The sequence below is a fragment of the Paenibacillus stellifer genome, assembly GCF_000758685.1.
GTDB classification, from domain to species: Bacteria; Bacillota; Bacilli; order Paenibacillales; family Paenibacillaceae; genus Paenibacillus_AQ; species Paenibacillus_AQ stellifer.
Map to the genome: position 1 here is coordinate 3,789,779 of NZ_CP009286.1, position 18,749 is coordinate 3,808,527.

At 54.9% G+C, this 18,749-nt stretch carries 22 protein-coding genes; 3 read left to right on the forward strand and 19 right to left on the reverse strand.

What is annotated here, in order from left to right; all coding sequences use genetic code 11:
* Positions 1-138: 138 nt before the first annotated feature.
* From PSTEL_RS17535 to PSTEL_RS17575, 9 genes are all read right to left on the reverse strand, one after another.
* Entirely contained in the window at positions 139-1,080 is a 942-nt protein-coding gene (locus tag PSTEL_RS17535; protein ID WP_038697293.1) for a SpoIIIAH-like family protein, read from the reverse strand.
* A gap of 89 nt (positions 1,081-1,169) precedes the next feature.
* Complete coding sequence (gene spoIIIAG, locus PSTEL_RS17540) at positions 1,170-1,808, reverse strand: stage III sporulation protein AG (RefSeq protein ID WP_038697295.1); 639 nt, start codon at positions 1,806-1,808, stop codon at positions 1,170-1,172.
* A gap of 15 nt (positions 1,809-1,823) precedes the next feature.
* A complete protein-coding gene (gene spoIIIAF / locus PSTEL_RS17545; protein ID WP_052098623.1) occupies positions 1,824-2,570 on the reverse strand; it encodes a stage III sporulation protein AF in 747 nt (248 codons plus the stop codon).
* 24 nt (positions 2,571-2,594) lie between these two features.
* Complete coding sequence (spoIIIAE, locus tag PSTEL_RS17550) at positions 2,595-4,025, reverse strand: stage III sporulation protein AE (RefSeq protein ID WP_245624975.1); 1,431 nt, start codon at positions 4,023-4,025, stop codon at positions 2,595-2,597.
* 43 nt (positions 4,026-4,068) lie between these two features.
* Positions 4,069-4,458, reverse strand: a complete 390-nt coding sequence (spoIIIAD, locus tag PSTEL_RS17555; protein ID WP_038697297.1) for a stage III sporulation protein AD — start codon at positions 4,456-4,458, stop codon at positions 4,069-4,071.
* 6 nt (positions 4,459-4,464) lie between these two features.
* A complete protein-coding gene (gene spoIIIAC, locus PSTEL_RS17560; protein ID WP_038697299.1) occupies positions 4,465-4,668 on the reverse strand; it encodes a stage III sporulation protein AC in 204 nt (67 codons plus the stop codon).
* Between the two features lie 13 nt (positions 4,669-4,681).
* Entirely contained in the window at positions 4,682-5,200 is a 519-nt protein-coding gene (gene spoIIIAB, locus PSTEL_RS17565) for a stage III sporulation protein SpoIIIAB (protein WP_038697301.1), read from the reverse strand.
* On the reverse strand, positions 5,197-6,186 hold the full coding sequence (spoIIIAA, locus tag PSTEL_RS17570; protein ID WP_038697303.1) for a stage III sporulation protein AA: 990 nt from the start codon (positions 6,184-6,186) through the stop codon (positions 5,197-5,199). The genes spoIIIAB and spoIIIAA overlap by 4 nt, the downstream gene beginning before the upstream one ends.
* Before the next feature lie 84 nt (positions 6,187-6,270).
* A complete protein-coding gene (locus tag PSTEL_RS17575) occupies positions 6,271-6,534 on the reverse strand; it encodes a YqhV family protein (RefSeq protein ID WP_038697305.1) in 264 nt (87 codons plus the stop codon).
* A 259-nt stretch (positions 6,535-6,793) separates the two neighbouring features.
* Between PSTEL_RS17575 and PSTEL_RS17580 the strand changes: the two genes are divergently transcribed.
* Positions 6,794-7,660, forward strand: a complete 867-nt coding sequence (locus PSTEL_RS17580) for a YitT family protein (protein WP_084065146.1) — start codon at positions 6,794-6,796, stop codon at positions 7,658-7,660.
* Between the two features lie 336 nt (positions 7,661-7,996).
* On the opposite strand, the gene PSTEL_RS17585 is transcribed toward PSTEL_RS17580, so the two are convergent.
* From PSTEL_RS17585 to PSTEL_RS17610, 6 genes are all read right to left on the reverse strand, one after another.
* Positions 7,997-9,250, reverse strand: coding sequence for an aspartate kinase (locus PSTEL_RS17585; protein ID WP_038697307.1), 1,254 nt, complete (start codon positions 9,248-9,250; stop codon positions 7,997-7,999).
* 163 nt (positions 9,251-9,413) lie between these two features.
* Complete coding sequence (locus PSTEL_RS17590; protein ID WP_052098626.1) at positions 9,414-9,743, reverse strand: ATP-binding cassette domain-containing protein; 330 nt, start codon at positions 9,741-9,743, stop codon at positions 9,414-9,416.
* Positions 9,736-10,089, reverse strand: coding sequence for a hypothetical protein (locus PSTEL_RS17595; RefSeq protein ID WP_169744601.1), 354 nt, complete (start codon positions 10,087-10,089; stop codon positions 9,736-9,738). The genes PSTEL_RS17590 and PSTEL_RS17595 overlap by 8 nt, the downstream gene beginning before the upstream one ends.
* Before the next feature lie 471 nt (positions 10,090-10,560).
* On the reverse strand, positions 10,561-11,118 hold the full coding sequence (gene efp, locus PSTEL_RS17600) for an elongation factor P (RefSeq protein WP_038697311.1): 558 nt from the start codon (positions 11,116-11,118) through the stop codon (positions 10,561-10,563).
* Positions 11,119-11,212: 94 nt separating this feature from the next.
* Positions 11,213-12,283 carry a M24 family metallopeptidase gene (locus PSTEL_RS17605; RefSeq protein ID WP_038697313.1) on the reverse strand — a complete coding sequence of 357 codons (1,071 nt, stop codon included), beginning with the start codon at positions 12,281-12,283 and terminating at the stop codon, positions 11,213-11,215.
* A gap of 106 nt (positions 12,284-12,389) precedes the next feature.
* The gene (locus PSTEL_RS17610; protein ID WP_156995901.1) at positions 12,390-12,884 is read right to left on the reverse strand and encodes a YqhR family membrane protein; all 495 of its coding nucleotides are present in this window, start codon (positions 12,882-12,884) and stop codon (positions 12,390-12,392) included.
* A gap of 221 nt (positions 12,885-13,105) precedes the next feature.
* On the opposite strand from PSTEL_RS17610, the gene PSTEL_RS17615 reads away from it, so the two are divergent.
* Positions 13,106-14,047, forward strand: coding sequence for a DUF1385 domain-containing protein (locus PSTEL_RS17615; RefSeq protein ID WP_156996066.1), 942 nt, complete (start codon positions 13,106-13,108; stop codon positions 14,045-14,047).
* A gap of 7 nt (positions 14,048-14,054) precedes the next feature.
* Positions 14,055-14,399 carry a hypothetical protein gene (locus tag PSTEL_RS17620; protein ID WP_038697319.1) on the forward strand — a complete coding sequence of 115 codons (345 nt, stop codon included), beginning with the start codon at positions 14,055-14,057 and terminating at the stop codon, positions 14,397-14,399.
* A gap of 65 nt (positions 14,400-14,464) precedes the next feature.
* Here PSTEL_RS17620 and PSTEL_RS17625 read toward each other — a convergent pair whose 3' ends face one another.
* The 4 genes from PSTEL_RS17625 to PSTEL_RS17640 form a co-directional block, all read right to left on the reverse strand.
* A complete protein-coding gene (locus PSTEL_RS17625) occupies positions 14,465-15,394 on the reverse strand; it encodes a patatin-like phospholipase family protein (protein ID WP_038697321.1) in 930 nt (309 codons plus the stop codon).
* 80 nt (positions 15,395-15,474) lie between these two features.
* Positions 15,475-17,121: a family 10 glycosylhydrolase gene (locus PSTEL_RS17630; RefSeq protein WP_038697323.1), complete on the reverse strand. Its 1,647-nt coding sequence runs from the start codon at positions 17,119-17,121 to the stop codon at positions 15,475-15,477.
* A gap of 157 nt (positions 17,122-17,278) precedes the next feature.
* Positions 17,279-17,704, reverse strand: a complete 426-nt coding sequence (mntR, locus tag PSTEL_RS17635) for a transcriptional regulator MntR (RefSeq protein WP_038697325.1) — start codon at positions 17,702-17,704, stop codon at positions 17,279-17,281.
* Positions 17,705-18,035: 331 nt separating this feature from the next.
* The gene (locus PSTEL_RS17640) at positions 18,036-18,749 is read right to left on the reverse strand and encodes a cytochrome c biogenesis CcdA family protein (protein ID WP_038697326.1); all 714 of its coding nucleotides are present in this window, start codon (positions 18,747-18,749) and stop codon (positions 18,036-18,038) included.

Consider the following 18,749-nt stretch of genomic DNA (forward strand, 5'->3'; position numbering starts at 1 on the left):
GCTTTCTCTTGAAACCATAACTCGGCCGGTAGCCTGTACCTTCGGATGACGTTATGTATTATATCATAAACGCAGGAAATAGAAAGAGCCCGGAACAAGCCCGGGCTCTTTCGCCAAATGTTCTGTTTATTCGATATTTTACTGCTCCGACACATGCTGGACGCTCACTTTATCCTGGGATACGCTGAGTTCCTTCATAACCAGATCGATGATGCCCGCGGCCTGCTTCACATCCAGCTTGTCGCTGAGCACGACCACTTTGTAGGTATCTTCCCCTTCTTCCTTGACGATGGCGTCGCCGTACTGCTGCTGCAGCTGCTCTTCGATGCTTGTAATCTTCGATTCCTTCTCCTCAAGTTTGTTCAACTGCTGCTGGGCAGCGGCGCTCTCCTCCGGCGTCTTGCCCATATCGTTGATGACAGCCATCAGGTCATTCTGTTCCTTCAGGTTGTTCTGCTCGCGCTCATAGAGGTAGTTGGTGAACATGCTGGAAGCCGAAGCGCTCTGCGAGGCGACCTGATCGAGCACGGCGGCGTCTTTCTTCGAAACGCCGCTGCTCTCCCCGGCCGAAGCCGATTTATCCGAGCCGGTCTTGCCCGATTGGGCAGAAGCCTTGGGAGATGCATCGGGGCTCTGGACAGCCGCCGATGGAGCGGCTGTACCCTTGGAGGTGCCGGCATCGGCTGCCGATGCGGCACCGTTGTCTCCTGCGGCTGCGGATGAAGCATCCGCTGTGGCCTTGCCGTCCGCTGTGGTCTTGCCATCAGCCGTGGTCTTGCCGTCCGTGCCGTCGGTGCTGCCGATATCCGTGGCAGCTGTATTATCGCTCGAAGCGGACTGACCGGCGGATGCCGAGGAATCATTCGCCGAAGCTGCATCCTGAGGCGTTACTTCGCTGACTGTAGCGCCGCCGTCAGCGAGAGTTGCCCCGCCGTTCTTCACGGAATCCACCTGAATCGTTCCCGCCGTCTCTTTCGGGGATGAGACTCCCGAGTCCTCCGTGAACAAATAGTAAGCGGAGAGCACCACCATCAAACTGAGCATGGACACCAACCAGATTGTCTGTCTTTTTCCGTTCATCCTTCTTCCTCCTTATTCATGTTCTTGCGATTGAGTAACTCTTGCCGGGCAGGGTGAGCGCTGAGCAGCGCCCCGTCCCGCGGAACAGCCTATTCCTGCTTTCTCGGTACAACGGAGATGCGGTAGCTCGGCACGTTGAGCGCTTTTTGAACTGCTTGCTCGATCAGCCCCTTCACCACCTTGTTCTCCGCCCCCTTGGCTACGATCAGAACGCCCCGGACCTGGGGCTTGATCTTCTTCGTGACGATCGGAGTCTCGTCCCCCGAGTTGCTGTAGGTGACGATCTCTCCATCCCTCGTATAGGTCGTCGTATGACGTTTGCCGCCGTTCGCGTCCGTCTCGTCGCTGAGCTGCTGCGAGTCATTGACATTGCGCTGTACGACCACCTCTTCCGTGGAATCCACGGTTACCATGATATCCACGGTCCCCACGCCGACAATTTGCTCCAGAATGCCCTTCAGCCGGTTCTCCATTTCCCGTTCGATTCCGTCAAATGAGCTGGCGTCATTCTCGGTCTGCTCCTGCAGGGTTGCCTGGGAGCTTTGGGAGGCTGGCGGCTCTCTCCCTGTATTGTCGCTATCCAGCTTCTTCACATGGACGAAGGAATTGAACAGCATAATCGCCACGCCCAGCAGTGCCAGAATTAGAAGCCAGCGGAATGTAATAGACCGCTTCGGATTCTCCCCGCCTCCTACCAGTTCCTCCAGCTTCTTCAGCCATTTGCCCATATTGCTTCCCTCCTGTTACTGCCGGTTAGCCCCGGCATAGGACTGTTTATCCGGCGTTCCAGTCACTGTTATGACATCCCGGTCCAAACTCCAGTTCTTCGCGAGCAGCGCTGTTACGGTCTCTTGTTCGGCGCGGTCCCCCTCATCCTGCGTGTCCTCCGTATCTTTGGCACTCTGCCCTGCGGGCTGAGTCCCCTGCTCGTCGCCGAGCTGAACGGAGATGCCGGCCACCGGCTCGACCATGATCGGAGAACCCTCGCCGCTGCCCGCGGTGCTGCTCTCCGCCGCCTGAGCGCTTGACGGCAAGCTGACGGCAACCCTTGTAATGACAGGCACATCGTCGCCCTCGCCGCCGGTCATCCCGAGCGATACCGATACCTTCACTCCCCGTCTTCCCGTCGCCGCCGCAATCTCTTCCTTCATCTGCCCGGCGATCTGTCCTGCGGCCAGCTTCAGGCTCTGCTCCCGGCTTCCGGAAGCCAGCTTGCGTCCGTCAGCCAAAATATCGGCCAGCTCCCGGCTCTCCTTCCCGCTGCTCCCTCCCTCGTCCTCAATTGTCCGGCTGAGCGCCAGACTGAGCTGCGAGGCGGCGTCTCCTTTAAGCAGAGAGACGATAGGACTAAGAATTGTCAGCAGAACCAGCAGGCTCAGCACCAGCCTTGCATACCGCTCCATCGATTTGCTAGGCAGCAGAAGCTCGATGAAGCCCGCCATCAGCACGATCAATATGACTTCACGCAGCCATCCCGAGAGCCAGCCCATGCTCCACCTCCAGTCCCCTCCGGTTCATCGCATCATCACCGTCACGTTGCCTGCGGCAACCATAATCGTTACCGCCAGAAAGAACATCAGCGAGACAGCCGCCAGCGCTGCGAACACATACACCATGCTCTTGCCGATCTGCTGCAGGCACGCTACGATCGGCGTGTCGCCAAGCGGCTGCATCACTGCTCCCGCCACATTGTAGATCAGCGCAAGCACCAGGATCTTGATGGCCGGAAACGCGCACAGGAACAGGATGATGATAATACCCGACAAGCCGATCGCGTTCTTGACCAGGAGCGACGCGGAAACGACAGTGTCGGTGGCGTCCGCGAACATTTTGCCAATGACAGGAACGAAGGTGCCGCTCACATACTTGGCCGCCCGCAGCGTTACGCCGTCTGTGACGGAGCTGGTAATGCCCCTGACCGATATGACCCCGAGAAACACGGTCAGCAGAACGCCGAGCACGCCGGTGCCGATGTTGCGAAGAAGATTCGCCAGCTGGGTAAGCTTATATTTGTCCGATATCGAGCTGACCAGATGAAGCACTGCCGAGAAGAACAGCAGCGGGAACACCATCGTATGGATCAGAATGCCGACCAGATGAATCATGAAGACGATCAGCGGGTGAGTCACCGAGACGGTGACGAAGTTCCCCATGGAGGCCAGCAGGGCGAACAGCAGCGGAACCATGGCCATCATGAAATCAATCATTCTGTCGATTGCGTCCTTGGCGTAGCCAATCGCGACGCTGAAGCTGTTCACCGCGATAACGACCACCACCATGTAACAGATCATGTACGCCACTCTGCTGACCGTCTTTCGCTCGAACGCCGTCTGCAGCGTCTCCAGTATCATGCTGAGCACGCTGATCATCACAATGGTGACAAGGAGCTTGCCGTTGAAGAGCACCTCATGCCACATATAGTTCAGAAGCCCGGACAGCACGCTCTGCATGCTGATTCCCTTGCCGCCGGGCAGCAGCATGTCCATAAGGGAAGGAGTCGTACCTTCCGGAAAAAACCCGCCGTAATCCTTCATTAACTGGTTCCAGTATTTTTCGACGCCGTCCTTCGGCAGATCATCGACCTGGCTTCTGACCCATTCGTTGACAGCGCCTGACGATCCCCCGCCGCTGCCGCCGGATGCTCCGTTCGTGCCAGGAGCCGCCTCCGGAACGCCCGCCGCAGCGGAACTGTCACCGGCGAACCCTTCAGCCTCTGCGGCCAGACCTGACTGTGAAGCTGTCCCCTTACCCTGATCGAGGCCCGAATACTCCTGCACACCGGAGCCTGTCTCTGAATCCGAGGTTGCCGTTACAGCTTCCGGAGAGCTTCCGCCTGAACCTGTGGCTTCGGCGAAGGCCAGTCCGGTTCCCGCGCACAGGAAGAGCAGAAGAAGCAGAAGGGTAGATACGGACCTTGGCGGACGAAAGACGGCTCTTTTTCCCATAACGGCTCCTCCTCTCGCGGAAATCGTCCAGCCCTTGCGGATATCAGGCCGGCAGCAGCTTCATAACGGTCTCGATAATGATCCCGATAATCGGGACCGCCAGCGTCATAATGAGCACCTTGCCCGCCAGTTCGATCTTGGAGGCAATGGATTCCTGGCCGGCGTCCCGGACGATTTGCGCTCCAAACTCTGCGATGTAGGAGATGCCGATGATTTTGAAGATCGTCTTCAGATACACCGTCTCCATTCCCGACGACTCCGCCAGACGCTGAAGTGTGGAGATGACGCCGCCGATTTTGCCGAGCAGCACCATGAAGATCAGAATTCCGGTTACTGTGGCCAGCAGGAAGGCGAACACCGGCTTCTGTTCCTTGAGGACCAGGATCAGCACGGTCGCCAGAAGTCCGACACCAACAATTTGAATGATTTCCATGGCGGTTTATTGAAAAAGGAAAATCGTTTTGATTTCCTGCAGCAGTCCGTCCAGCATCCTCACGACCATGAAGAGGACGACGACAAAGCCGATAACCGTGACCCAGTGCGCGAAGTCCTCTTTGCCCATCTGCTTCAGAACGGTATGAATCATGGCAATGATGATGCCGATGCCGGCAATTTGGAAGATCGCATTCACTTCGATATTCATCCCTGGCACCTCGCTAACAAATCAGAATGACGATGAGCGCCCCCAGAAGAACACCCAGGCTTCTGCTCATTTTTTCGTATTTGGCCTGTTCTTCCCGGGCTGTCTGCTCCTCCTGTGCCAGCTGCCGGAGCGCGAGAGCAATATGATTCGCCTGATCCTGCCGGTCGCTGACGCCCAGCGTGAAGCTGAGCTGGCGGAGACTCTCGCGTTCCGGAGCCTTCATCGCGGTCGCCTGCCAGTGGGAGCGGACCGCCCGCTCCACCGCTTCGCGCGCGGTCCGGTTATGCGGATCGCCCATATCGTCCGCGATGTCCAGGAACAGGCTGCGGAGCGGCTCCAGGGACTGGGCGGCGATGCGTCCCATCGCCTCGGGCAGCGGCGTATAGCCATAAGTGATCTCGCTCTCCAGCCGCTGCAGAGCCGCAATCAGCCCCCGGATGCTGCGGGGCCGCTGCGCAAAGCGTCTCGCTGCGGTGAAGCCTCCAAGCGTTGCGGATGCGAGGATCAGAATGGCGCCCAGCAGCTTGATCATGCCTCCCGCCCCCCTGTCCGGATTCCCGGAACCGCATGGAGCGGACGCTTCCTGCCGTCCAGCACCCGGCAGCTCAGCTCGCCGCCTGACCGGTTCAGGATGACATACCGTTCGAACAGCCCCATCTCGATCAGCCGCCCCAGTCCGGGCCGCATGCCAAGCTCCGACGCCTCCCGGCCATGCGCAGCTGCCAGAACGGTGATTCCGGCATGCAGAGCCTCCATTACCGCCTCGGCATCCTCCGGGCGTCCGATCTCATCTGCGATCAGCACATCCGGCGACAGTGACCGGATCATCATCATCATGCCCTCGGCTTTGGGACAGCCGTCCAGCACGTCCGTTCTCGGGCCGATGTCGAAGGCGGGAACGCCTCTTCGGCAGCCCGCGATTTCGGAACGCTCGTCCACGATGCCGACCTTGAAGCCGGGCCGCCGGACGCCGGCGCCTGTGCCGCCGCACGAGATTTGCCTGGCAAGATCCCTAAGCAGCGTCGTCTTGCCATGCTGCGGCGGCGAGATGATCAGCGTATGCAGCACCCTCCGGCCGCCCGCATCGAATAGATGGGGGAGCACCGGATCGGCGACGCCGGGCAGTTCCCGGGCGATCCGGATGTTGAAGCCGGCGATATCGCGTAGATGGCCCACGCTGCCGCCGCTCAGTACCGCCCGGCCGGCCAGTCCGATCCGGTGTCCGCCCGGAATCGTAATGAAGCCCTTGCGCAGCTCCTCTTCCATCGTATAAAGCGAATGATTGCTGATCAGGTCAAGCATCCGGTGGCTGTCCTCCCGGTCGGGCCGGTAAGCCTCGGATTCCGAGGCCACGCCTCCGGCAGCATTTACAAAGGCATAGCGGCCTTCATAGTTGATCTCAAGCGGGCGGCCTTCTCTTAGGCGAATCTCCTCCACCCTGTCCAACAGTTGGAGCGGAAGACGGGAAAGCGCGGCTCTCACTTTTTCGGGAAATAATTGAAGCCATTCGTTGGCCATAGGCCATCCCCCCAAATCATGCTTCTATCGGATGGTTTGCTACATATCTATGCTTGTACGCCGCTCTATATGCCTACCAATCTATCATTTCTTCAAAATGCCGAATAAGAGGCACGCCACTCCGATAAAGACCCATGCCAGCTTCCCCGGCGACAATTCCCTTGCCATACCCGACAGGCCGATTGTTGTCGTCAGGATCAGCACCGTCGGTCCGACAAGAGCCAGCGCCGAATTCACGGCAAGTGCCCTGTCCACCCGGCCTAGTCTAAGCATGAGCAATGCAGCTAAAATCTCGACGCTCCCGGACAGAATCCGCAAACCGGCCATCCAGCTCACATACTTGTCCATCTCCGACTCACTCCTTTTCCACAGATTCCGGCATTCCGGCTTCACGCTATCTGTTCATGAATATGCGGCTTGCTCGCGATTTAGACAGGCCGGTTTACGAAAAATGGGACAACGGGCATAAAAGCAAGGATGGGAAACCAACCTAATTACAATGAAGGCGGATATTTTTCACAAAATAATGATAGAAAAAAATATTCAGTGTGATAAAATATTTTTTGGATATCGATTCTATCATCCATAAACAGAAAGGATTGCTTTCATGCCTACACGCACATCGACCATGTCAACCACAGCCGTAAATCTGTCACGTACGGTTCGTGACGCCGCAGTAACCGTATTTTCCGCCCTGCTGGTCGCAGCCGGACTCAAGCTGTTCCTGATTCCTCACCAGCTGCTAAGCGGAGGAGTAGCCGGGGCGGCATCCGTCCTCGGGTACTTGACGAACCCCAAGTATATTTCCGCGATCTATTTCGCGATCAATTTGCCGATCCTGATCTGGGGCTTCATCGCCGTCGGCAAAAAATACATCGGACTAAGCATGCTCTGTGTCGCTTCTACCACCTGGTTCCTGGCTGTTATTCCCCAGGTTCAAGTGACCAAGGACCCGATCCTCGCCAGTATTTTTGGCGGTGTGATCATCGCGGGAGGCGTCGGCTTCTCGCTTCGCGCCGGAGGTTCATCCGGGGGCTTCGACATTCTGGGCTCCATCATTACCCGCAAGCGTGACGTGCCGATTGGAACAGTGCTGTTCGTCATGGACGGAGTCGTCATCCTGACACTCGGCTTCATGAAGAGCTGGGATTCCGCGCTGTACGCCATGCTGTGTGTCTTCGTCAAGAGCAGGGTTGTCAATCTGATTCATATCCGGCACGTCAAGCTGACCTGCTTCATCGTGACCAAGCATAAGAATGAGATGCTCGAACGGCTCAACCAGCTTCCGCACGGTGTTACCGTCGTCAATACGGAGGGCGGATACAGCCATGAAGGCAATACGATGCTGATGACCGTGACAACACGATACGAACTGGCCGAGCTGCGCAAAGCGGTGATGTCGGTAGACCCGACTGCTTTTGTGAACGTGCTGGAGACGGTCGAGATTCTCGGCAGATTCAAACGGCTGGCCTGATTTCATAGCCTTGATTGGAAGAGCCGTCGGCCGAGCGGAGATAAAGCAATTGCAGGTTAATTTAGAGAGAAGTATGAGGTAGTAAGCTAGTATTGAGGAACATAGCGAGGGGGATGAACAGGTAGCAGACTCTCTACCTCACATAGTTGTGGAATGCACGAAAAAAACCGGTTTCGCAGGCATGAAATGCCCCGTAACCGGTCTTCTTCATATTCAGGCAATCGTTCTGGCAATCGTCAATCACTCGGTTTAATGATAATCAGCAAAAGGCTCACAGCGTTCCAAAACGCCGTGAGCCTTCATACCATCATTAGTGTTCAGGCTTGGGTTAGCAGCTTAACGGCGATCCTGCGGACCGCCAACAAAGACCTGATTGTCGGTATCCAGCTCATAAGCTGTATGCAGCGCCCGGATAATCTCCTGCAGACGTCCGGCTTCCACTACACAGGAGACCTTGATTTCGGAGGTGCTGACCATCTTGATGCTGATGCCCAGCCCGGAAATCACTTCGAACATTTGCGCCGCTACGCCGGGATGGCTGACCATGCCCGCGCCGACGATGGAAATTTTGACGAGATTATCTTCCGAAGTAACGTCACGATAAGGAAGCTCTTCGCGGATCGCCCGGATGACTTCCTTCGCCCGTTCCATTTCATCCAGTGAGACGGTGAAGGAGAAGTCGGCCTCTCCGTTCTGAACTCCGCTCTGCACGATAATATCCACGTTGATGCCTTCCGAGGCAAGCTTACCGAACACCTGGGCCAGCACCCCGGGCACATCCGCAACTCCGGAAATGCTGATCCGGGCCACATTTTTATCATAAGCGATCCCGCTGACCGCCACTCCCTGCTCCATGCTTGCTTCCTCCTTCACTACAGTGCCTTCATTATAATTGAAGCTCGACCGCACAACCAGCTTCACCTGGTACCGCTTCGCATATTCCACCGCACGGGGATGGAGAACGGCGGCGCCGAGATTGGCGAGCTCCAGCATTTCATCATATGAAATTTCATTCAGCTTGCGGGCATTCTTCACGATCCGCGGATCTGTGGAATAGACGCCGTCAACGTCAGTGTAAATTTCACACACATCGGCTTTGATGGCAGCCGCAAGCGCAACGGCCGTTGTATCGGAGCCGCCGCGTCCAAGCGTTGTAATTTCACCGTCAAGTGTCATTCCCTGGAATCCGGCGACGATGACGATTTTGTTCTTCTCCAGCGCTTCCAGCACACGCCGCGGTACAATCTCGTTGATCCGGGCACGTCCATGGGTAGGGTCCGTCCGGAAGCCTGCCTGCCAGCCTGTATACGATACGGCTTCCCGCCCGATGCCGTTCAAGGCGATGGACAGAAGCGCAATGGAGATTTGCTCCCCGTTGGCCATCAGCATATCCATCTCACGGGCAGGAGGCGCGCTGTTCAGCAGTTTCGCTTGATCGATCAAATCATCAGTGGTATCTCCCATGGCGGACACAACCACAACACAGCGGTGGCCTTCATCCTGCTTATCCGCGATGCGTTTGGCAACCCGCTTCATACGCTCGGTATCGCCAACGGAGCTACCTCCGAACTTCATGACATAAAGTGACAAAACCTCATTCACTCCCAACTTCAGTTCTATGTAAAAAACTCGGTTTCCCGCTTTAAACCAGTATAATACGAAAGTGACCCGTTGCGTTAATTATTTTGCAAAAAAATGAGGATCTTGCCCGCGGCTTTCCCACTCTTCCCCCATTCGATATCCACATTCTTCCTTAATTCCTTAGCCCATAGGATACGTCCCGGATCACGGTCTCCTCGAACAACTGACGTTCAGGGTATTGGAACAGCAGTCCGACCCGGCGCCACAAGCCGGAGCGGTGGCGAACGTCCGAGGTCTTCCCGCCCAGCACCGTCACCTCGCCCTCATCCGGACAGAGAAAACCGTTCATATGCTGGACTAGCGTTGATTTTCCCGATCCATTCTCCCCCACAACTGCAATAAATTCGACTTTATCTACAGTCAAGGAGATGTCGTCAAGAGCCTTTTCCCCGGATTTCCGGTCTCCTCCATACCTGAAGCTTACGTGACTCAGCTCAGACAAGATCCGCTGTGCCGCGCTCGTTGAGGGCAAGTACGTAAGGTCCGCTCAGATTCTTCTTGTCTCCGAGAAATTTCTCTCCGCCCTTCAATCCCTTGACCTCCACCTGCTCGTATCCGCTGAGTCCGGAGGCTCCAATGACATACAGCAGCGTCGGCCCTTCAGCAGAATCATCATCGGGGAATTGCTGAACCATCAGCGACTTGAGAACGTCGATCCCCATAAGCGCCACCAGGGAGCCTGAGCTTTCATCCTGTACCTTAATGATGGCCCCTGATCTAAGGCCTCTGCTCCGGTCCAGCCCCTCAAGGCCGTACGCGGCAGGGATAATCAGGATAACAATCAGCAAGCCAAAGATTATTCTTAATTTCAAGCCCTTCATCCGCGACCCCTTTTTTTGTTATGTTTGATTATTTTTAAGTGATTCATAGCTTCCGTTCTGTGAATGAATCGTTTTATCAAACTTATATTTATTATTTTTAGATATATTTAGATCAAACAAGATCATTTACACGTCATATAAGAAAAATCTATGAAAATATGTGAGAATATTTTACATTTTTCCTTTTGCATTCATGAAATGTTCTGAAAATGTTGTCTAAACTTCACATTTATCGCTACTCGCGTAAAGTATAATGACGTTATATTTACATATCTCCAACTTTCCTCGTCAGTTATTTCTGCTAGGCTGAAGTCGGGCGGAGTGATATCCATTGATGATCGCATGTGGCGTTATAAAAAAAAGCAAAAAAACCCGCGCACATGGCGCGGGTTTCCGGTAAATCGTTTATTCGCTTTATTGAAGGTTCAAGCTTGAAGCTTATGCGCGGGAGATATACTTGCCTTCGCGCGTATCGATCAAGAGTACGTCGTCTTCATTGATGAAGAGCGGTACCTGAACCGACAGGCCGGTCTCCAGCTTGGCCGCTTTGGTAGCGCCCTGAGCCGTGTTGCCTTTAACTCCAGGCTCGGTTTCAATAACCTTCAGCTCCACGCTCGTCGGCAGATTGATGCCGAGCAGTTCGCCCTGGTAGCTGACGATGTTAACGGTCATGTTCTCTTTAAGGAAATTCAGCTCCCATTCCAGCTGGCCAGCTTCCAGGCTGAACTGGTCATAAGTCTGATTGTCCATGAATACATGTTCGGAGCCGCTCGCATACAGGTATTGCACAGCGCGGTTCTCGATCACGGCGCGGCCGATTGTTTCGCCGGCGCGGAATGTGCGTTCAACGGTGTTGCCGTTGCGCAGGTTCTTGAGCTTGGAGCGGACGAACGCCGCGCCTTTACCCGGTTTAACGTGCTGGAAGTCCAGCACGGTGAAGATATCGCCGTCTACCTCGACGGTCAGGCCTGTCTTAAAATCGTTAACAGAAATCACGAATTAACCCCTCCTGAATTCACATGAATAGCATGTTCTTATGAGAACATTAAACCCTTTCTCCCGCTCTTAAAGCAAGAGTCCGTCCGCAAAATTACAGAACGGTGAAATCCTTGGACGAATGAGTCAGTTTCTCGACCCCGGTCGCCGTCACGACCACATCGTCTTCAATTCGGACGCCGCCGAGTCCAGGCACATAAATACCCGGCTCAACCGTAACGACCATGCCCGGTTCCAGCACATCGTCGCTCCGCATGGACAGGCGCGGCCATTCGTGCACTTCCATACCTAGGCCATGGCCCAGGCTGTGGCCGAAGGCGTCGCCGTAGCCCTTGGAAGCGATGATATCGCGCGCCAGCGCGTCGGCTTCCCGGCCAGTCATGCCCGGCTTGATATGCTCAAGCGCATAGAGCTGCGATTCCAGCACAATCTCGTAAATCTCCTTGAGCTTCGCTCCGGGATCGCCAACGGCGATGGTACGCGTGATGTCCGAGCAGTAGCCGTCCAGCAGTGCGCCGAAATCGAAGGTTACGATATCGCCCTTCTGAATCACTTTCTCACTGGCCACACCATGAGGCATAGCCGAGCGCTCCCCGGAAGCTACGATCGTATCGAACGATGAAGCCGTTGCCCCGTGGCTGCGCATGTAGAACTCCATTTCCAGATCGACATCCCGCTCGGTCATACCGGGCTTGATCACTTTCAGGATATGGCGGAAAGTATCATCTGCGAGATCAGCCGCCCGTCTCAGAACGGCAAGCTCTTCCTCATCCTTGAACATGCGAAGCTTCTCGACCGCCTGCGACACCGGAACGAGCGTTGCCGGCTTCAGCGCCTCCGCGTAAGAGGCATAGGAACCGTAGGTGACATCATCCTGCTCGAAACCGAGGCGGCAATTGCCTCCCTTGGGCAGCAGTTCTCTCACCGTATCCACAAAGCTCGGCGCATGCTGCACAACCTTTAGCCCCTTCGACTGCTCGGAGGCCTGGGTCATGTAGCGGAAATCGGTCAACAGATAGGCTTCCTCTTCCGTTATGAGCACATATCCGGAGGAACCGGTAAACCCGCTTAAGTAGCGGCGATTAATGCCGCTTGTAATCAATATCGCATCCAGTCCGTGATCCTGCACTACGTTCCGCAGTTTGGAGACCCGGTTGTTGCCCATAATCACATTCTCCTCTCGAAAATAGCCACATTATATTGTAGCATAGCAGGCCTGCGGCTGAGAAGTTTTTTGTGCGCGGCTCTGAATACGGATTAGAAGCCGCCGATTACGCCATTCCGGTGCTTGCATCCCGCTTGCGTTCGTCGGTGAATTCATTGGCAGCCGTATATCCGATGAACAGTCCCCAGAGCAGAAAGACGCAGAATTCCGTAATGACCGTATTCCAGGGAAGCCGGAACGGAGGCTGCCGCAGAAGCGGCCAGGATAATGTCAGAAACAGGATCGCCCACCATAGAACGCCGTATACCATGCCCAGCCAAGGACCTTTAACTTTACGGAGCAACAGAGTATACAGAATGGCGCACAGAACGGAGAACCCGATGAACAGCAAATAGCCCGCAAGCTGCCCGGCCGTTGTAAGCAGAAATTTATGCTTAAAGAAGGGCTCGCCGAGAAATCCCGGAACCACTTTTGTAAAATGAATGGCATAAAAGAGCCAGCGTACACCGCCCCAGATCAAACCGGCGAAAAACCCGGTCTCTATTGCAAAAAACAGCGGATTCGTCATCGGCTTATGCTGTTCGGCCACTTTTCCCATCATACCAGTCCCCGTTTCTCTTTCATTTTTGAAGGCTCCGGATAGATCCGGCTGCACATTTAAGATTAGTATGCACAAGCCGCGGCGTTCCAAGTAGAAATGTAAACAAAAATTCGTTACAATAATAATGTATAGAAGGATACACTACTTTTTTTTGCGGGAAGGTGAATTGGTTGTCCCAGGAAACTCCGAGCTACGGCGGTCAAGCCGTCATCGAAGGCGTGATGTTCGGCGGCAAGCATGTCAACGTGACGGCCGTTAGGCGGAAGAATCAGGAAATCACATTTTTGGAGGTGCCGAGAAGCGAGAAGAGCTGGGTACTTAAGCTGCGCAAGATTCCGCTCCTTCGCGGCCTTGTCAGTATTATAGATGCCAGCGCCAAAGGATCGAAGCATTTGAACTATTCCGCCGAGGCTTATGCCGAGGACGAAGGCGGGCCTAAGGAAGAGTCCAAGAAGCAGAAGGAGAAGAAAGAGGAAGGCTGGAGTCTCGGCATGATGCTGGGGGTCGCAGTCATGGGGATTTTGTCCTTCATTATCGGCAAGGTCATCTTTACGCTCGTGCCTGTATTTGTCGAATCCTTTTTGTTCGGCAACGCATTCGACAACTACATTCTGCACAACCTGATTGAAGGAGCCATTAAGCTCGTACTGCTGCTTGTCTATCTGTGGGCCATCTCCCAGACTCCGGTCGTTAAAAGGCTGTTTCAGTATCACGGCGCGGAGCATAAGGTAATCAGCGCTTTTGAAGCGGGCGATGAACTGACGGTAGAGAACGTGCAGAAGCACAGCCGGCTGCATTATCGCTGCGGCAGCAGCTTCATGATGCTGACGATTGTGCTGGGTGTTATTATTTATTCACTTGCCCCTTGGGACAATCTGGTGCAGCGCGTCGTCCAGCGCCTGATTCTGCTCCCGGTCGTTATCGGCGTCTCCTTTGAAGTGCTGAAGGGAACGAACGCTGTCCGCGAAATCCCCGTGCTGCGCTATCTCGGGTATCCCGGACTATGGCTTCAGCTTCTCACCACCAAGGAACCGAAGGACGATCAGGTCGAAGTCTCCATCGCCTCCTTTAACCGGATGCGCGAGCTGGATGCAGCCATCGAAGCCAAGGGGTATGAGCAAACCAATGTAACCGGAGGCATATTGGACCCTGCGAAAGGATGAGTGGGCTATGAAACGGGATGCTGTTGTATTCTGGAGCGCCATTGTTCTGGCGGCGATCGGACTCGTGTCCGGATTTCTCCGCCAAGGACTGGCTTCGCTGCAAGGCTTTATTATTCCGGTCGTTATGATCTTGCTCCTGTTTCTGCTGTACAGATACCAGATGGGGCGGCTTGGGGGAGGCAGAGGGCGTCAGCACCGCAAGGTGAAGCCTTCCCAGAAGACGATGGCCAAGGTTGCCGGCATTCGGAAGAGCCAGCCGCCAACAGCGGCCAAACGCAAGACGTATCCGTTTCGAGTCATCGAAGGCAGCAAAGGCAAGAATGATGATGAACAGCTGCCCAAATATCATTAATCCGATCACAGCCAAGACGAGCGGCGCATTCAATCCGAATGCGCCGCTCGTCTTGTTGGAGGCGCTCAAGCGTGAGGGCCGGGTCGCCATTTCCGGAAAAATTCGCGCCCGGCTTCATAGCCGGATTGATACAGGGCATCGCTCTGCTCGGGGGTAAGCTCGAACTGGACAGTGCCGATGCCGAGTGTAGGAATTTTGACGGTACGGACAACCTTTTCATGTTCGATATATCGTTCGTCGTGCGCCGAGAGCATCGTCTCCACAAGCGCCTGCAGCATGCTGAACGGTCCTGTTATCCGGTTCGGATGCGGCTCCGCCCGGCCGACCATCTGATAGCCGACCACCGGAACTTGCGGTCCGCCTTCCTTCGTGTCTTCATCGAACAGCCACATCGGGAAATTGCTGAGCAGGCCGCCGTCGACCATATAGACGAACTGTTCCGCAAAGCTTTTGCCTTGCGATGCTCTCGCGCTCAATCTTAACATCACCGGATCGAAGAAATAGGGAATGCTGCAGCTCATGCGCACAGCTCTTGCAACCTCGAATGAACCCGGCTCTATTCCGTATGACGGCAAATCATCAGGCAGCACAACCAGTCTGCCGTTCGTTATGTCGGAAGCGATGATGGACAGTTTGCCGGAAGGAAGATCACGAAAGCGGACGATTCCTTTCCTCTCCAGAACACCGCGAATCCAGGATTCGAGCGCTTCCCCGGAATACAGTCCTTTTTTCAGAAGCACTCTTAGAGGAGGTCCAATAATCCGGGTGTTGAAGACCGGGGAACGCTTCATGAACGACCGGAACGATGTTGCGCGAATGATCCGGTTCATTCCTGCACCGTCGTAACCCGCAGCAAGCATCGAAGCGACAATGGAGCCTGAAGAGGTGCCAGCCACCCGGCTGAAGGTTACCCCGGCCTCTTCCGAAGCCTTTACCGCTCCAGCAAGCGATACGCCCTTGACCCCTCCGCCTTCAAACACCGCGTGGATTTCCATGAACGACAAACCCCCGTTCCCATAGATTCTACTGCTTATCTATGAGCACAGGGGTTTTTTGATGTCTTAAACTTTCCGGTTCATGATTTAAAATAAAAAGTCAGCAGGCTCGTCAAATCGCCAGGATTGCGTACGGTTATATCATTGGCGCGGAACATGATGCTTCCCTGGACCTCACTGTAGGTTTCGTTGTACTTCAATTGGTTGATGATCTGCTGGCCGCTCTGCCACTCGGCGCTTTGATCGGCAGCTCCCACCTTATACGCCGCCTGTCCGATGTACAGCTTGACGCCGGTGCCCTTCACCTCGTTCACCCACCAATCGACCAGCTTGTCGTATCTGGCTGTGTTGAAGGAGAGACTCCAGTAAATCTGCGGAGCCACATAATCGACCCAGCCCTGCTGGATCCACATCCGCACATCGGCGTACATGTCGTCATAGGCACTTACGCCCGCTTTGGTATCCGAACCCGTGCTGTCCTTGCTGCTGTTGCGCCACACTCCGAAAGGGCTAATGCCATAGGAGACAGCCGGCTTCACCGCGTGAATCTGGGCGCCGAGCTGCTGCACGAAGTCGTTGATGTTGTCTCGCCGCCAATCGGCTACGGATGCTATGCCCTTGGCGTTATAAGCTTTATATGTGCTGTCGTCCGGAAAAGAAGAGGACGGGTAGAAGTAATCGTCCAGATGAACGCCGTCAATATCGTAACCCTTCACCACTTCAAGCACCGTATCGATTATGCTCTGCCGGGCTTCGGGAATTCCGGGATTGATATAGTATTTATTATCCGCTTTACTACTCATTTGTACGACCCAATCGGGATGCGCCTTGACGATATGGCTTGACGCTAGCTGGGATGTGTTGCCATCGGTAGTCGCGCGGAACGGATTGAACCAGGCGTGAAACTGCATGCCGCGTTTATGCGTCTCCTCAATCATGAAAGCGAGCGGATCGTAACCGGGGTCCTTGCCCTGCGTGCCGCTAAGCACCTTCGACCAGGGCACGAGCGCGGAGGGATACAAACTGTCGCCCGACGGACGCACTTGTACAAAAACTGCGTTGAAGCCGACAGCCTGCAGCTTGTCAAGCAGCGCTGTGTATTCCTGCTTCTGCTTGTCCGCCTTCCCCGCAGACGATGCCGAAGGCCAGTCCAGATTGAATACCGTGGAAATCCAGACCCCCTTCATCGCCTTGCCGGTGCCGGGAATAGTCGGCACCGTTGGCGATGGAACACTGGGGACAGTCGGCACGGTTGGAGTCACCGGGGTCGTAACGTCGGGAACCTCGGCAAGCGTGTACAAGGATATGAGCTGCTCCGCCTTGTTCCAGACAACCTGGAGGCCAAGCTGCTCCGCAACAAAACGGATCGGGACCATGACGCGTCCCTGCCGGATCAGAACCGAGCTGTCGAGAGCGACGGAAGCGCCGTTCACCTGCGCGCTGCTCTTACCGCTCGTAAGCTTGAGCTCGTCTCCGCCTTTGGTAACCGTTACCGTCTTGGTGCTCTGGTTCCACTGAACGCCGGCTTTCAGACCCTTGCTGATGACACCGAGCGGCACCATCGTGACATTTTTGGCATTCAAATAAGGCGGCACCTCAGATGCCAGAGTTGAACCGTCCAGTTCCAGTGTAATGGAAGCAGCTGCCGAATGGGCGGCTCCCGGCTGTACGAACGGCATCATGAGTACGATTAGCAGTAGTCCGATAATCCAACTTTTTCGTTTCATGTTTCCTCCCCATAAGGTTGCAGCTTCTCTCTCTGCTACACATTTGGACGAAGGAAACTGGAAAAAGTTGCGTCAATCAGCAAGAAACGGACGATACCCGGAAGGATAGGTCCGTTTCTCTTCGTTATTTAATTCACGTAATAGGGCAAAGCCCGGATCAGGATTCTTTGAGAAGCTCCTGCTGAATGTCGCTGAGCGCCTTCAGCCTCGCTTCGTCCCGGCGGAAAAATTCCACCAGCGTCTCAATGCAGGTTATGGAATCCCAGCTAAGGTGATGCTCGATTCCTTCCACATCCCTGTAGATATTCTGCTCCTGTACCCCGATCATGGCGAGAAACTCCTCCAGCAGCTGATGCCGGTCAACCAGACGCTTACCGACTCTCTTGCCTTTCGTGGTAAGCACAAGCCCCCGGTATTTCTCGTAAATCAGGTACTCATCTTTGTCCAGTTTTTGGATCATTTTAGTAACGGACGAAGGATGCACTTCCAGTCCCTCTGCAATGTCCGAAACCCGCGCATAGCCCTTTTCATCGATCAGCTTGTAGATGCGCTCCAGATAATCCTCCATGCTGGGTGTTGGCATGCAATTACCTCTTTTCTATAATAACCATGGCGCTCAAAGCCAAACCTGTCTAAACCATGATACATGTTTCAGCCCGCGCTTGGCAAGTCGAAACCGCCTTCTGCCTGCATCTTTCCCTGCTGAATCAGGCGTTTTTTCTCGGCTACCGCAGCCTTTTCTCCCTATGAAAAGATAGATGCGCCAGTGTCCGAATAGATTCACGTATCGGGCAAACGGCAAGACGCCCTGTGACCATAATGATCACAGAGCGCATTTGAGGGCATTTTTTTTGACAGATCAAATTTCGACAGACCAAACCGGCTGTTTCACATAAACGTCAACAATATCAAGATCAGAATTTGAGCCACTCCGGCGTCATGCTTTGCAGCCAGACTGTAATGCGGAACATCTGATCGGTGAACAGCAGGACGCCCATCAAGACCATTAGCGTGCCCCCTGCCTTCATAAATACCACTGAGTATTTTAGCAGCCTCCTTGCCCCTCCCAGAAAAAAGGCCAAGGCAAAAAAGGGAAGCGCAAAACCGATGCTGTACGCCGTAATCAGCCTGAGCCACGACCCCGGCTCACTTGCCGACAAAGCGATAATCGCCGTCAGAATGGGACCGATGCAGGGCGACCACCCGGCCGAGAAGCCGATCCCGAAAATAAAAGAACCGATATATCCGGCAGGTCTCCGGCCAATCTCAAGCTTCCGCTCACGCATCAAAACAGCCGGCTGGAAGACACCGAGCAGGAACAGCCCCATTCCCACAATCAGAATGGCGGACAGCTGCCGGATCAGTTCACGATGCTCCGCAAAGACCCGGCCGAACAGCCCGGCTCCGAAGCCCAGCGAATAAAATACGGCGGAAAATCCAAGGATAAAGGCCAGTGTATGGCTCATCGTGTGCAGACGGGCGCTCCGGCGCTGTTCCCCCGCTCTTAATTGGCCGGCCGACAGGCCGGTTATGTACGACAAGTAGGAAGGATACAGCGGAAGGCAGCAGGGGGAAATGAACGAGGCCAGTCCGGCAGCCAAAGCAAGTCCCGTATTGACATCCGGCAT

What these genes read in the sequence shown, in the direction of transcription:
- PSTEL_RS17535 (WP_038697293.1), bottom strand. Translation starts at nt 1,080, where the DNA reads ATGAACGGAAAAAGACAGACAATCTGGTTGGTGTCCATGCTCAGTTTG.
- spoIIIAG (WP_038697295.1), bottom strand. Translation starts at nt 1,808, where the DNA reads ATGGGCAAATGGCTGAAGAAGCTGGAGGAACTGGTAGGAGGCGGGGAG.
- spoIIIAF (WP_052098623.1), bottom strand. Translation starts at nt 2,570, where the DNA reads ATGGGCTGGCTCTCGGGATGGCTGCGTGAAGTCATATTGATCGTGCTG.
- spoIIIAE (WP_245624975.1), bottom strand. Translation starts at nt 4,025, where the DNA reads ATGGGAAAAAGAGCCGTCTTTCGTCCGCCAAGGTCCGTATCTACCCTT.
- spoIIIAD (WP_038697297.1), bottom strand. Translation starts at nt 4,458, where the DNA reads ATGGAAATCATTCAAATTGTTGGTGTCGGACTTCTGGCGACCGTGCTG.
- spoIIIAC (WP_038697299.1), bottom strand. Translation starts at nt 4,668, where the DNA reads ATGAATATCGAAGTGAATGCGATCTTCCAAATTGCCGGCATCGGCATC.
- spoIIIAB (WP_038697301.1), bottom strand. Translation starts at nt 5,200, where the DNA reads ATGATCAAGCTGCTGGGCGCCATTCTGATCCTCGCATCCGCAACGCTT.
- spoIIIAA (WP_038697303.1), bottom strand. Translation starts at nt 6,186, where the DNA reads ATGGCCAACGAATGGCTTCAATTATTTCCCGAAAAAGTGAGAGCCGCG.
- PSTEL_RS17575 (WP_038697305.1), bottom strand. Translation starts at nt 6,534, where the DNA reads ATGGACAAGTATGTGAGCTGGATGGCCGGTTTGCGGATTCTGTCCGGG.
- PSTEL_RS17580 (WP_084065146.1), top strand. Translation starts at nt 6,794, where the DNA reads ATGCCTACACGCACATCGACCATGTCAACCACAGCCGTAAATCTGTCA.
- PSTEL_RS17605 (WP_038697313.1), bottom strand. Translation starts at nt 12,283, where the DNA reads ATGGGCAACAACCGGGTCTCCAAACTGCGGAACGTAGTGCAGGATCAC.
- PSTEL_RS17610 (WP_156995901.1), bottom strand. Translation starts at nt 12,884, where the DNA reads ATGATGGGAAAAGTGGCCGAACAGCATAAGCCGATGACGAATCCGCTG.
- PSTEL_RS17615 (WP_156996066.1), top strand. Translation starts at nt 13,106, where the DNA reads ATGTTCGGCGGCAAGCATGTCAACGTGACGGCCGTTAGGCGGAAGAAT.
- PSTEL_RS17620 (WP_038697319.1), top strand. Translation starts at nt 14,055, where the DNA reads ATGAAACGGGATGCTGTTGTATTCTGGAGCGCCATTGTTCTGGCGGCG.
- PSTEL_RS17625 (WP_038697321.1), bottom strand. Translation starts at nt 15,394, where the DNA reads ATGGAAATCCACGCGGTGTTTGAAGGCGGAGGGGTCAAGGGCGTATCG.
- PSTEL_RS17630 (WP_038697323.1), bottom strand. Translation starts at nt 17,121, where the DNA reads ATGAAACGAAAAAGTTGGATTATCGGACTACTGCTAATCGTACTCATG.
- mntR (WP_038697325.1), bottom strand. Translation starts at nt 17,704, where the DNA reads ATGCCAACACCCAGCATGGAGGATTATCTGGAGCGCATCTACAAGCTG.
- PSTEL_RS17640 (WP_038697326.1), bottom strand. Translation starts at nt 18,749, where the DNA reads ATGCCGGATGTCAATACGGGACTTGCTTTGGCTGCCGGACTGGCCTCG.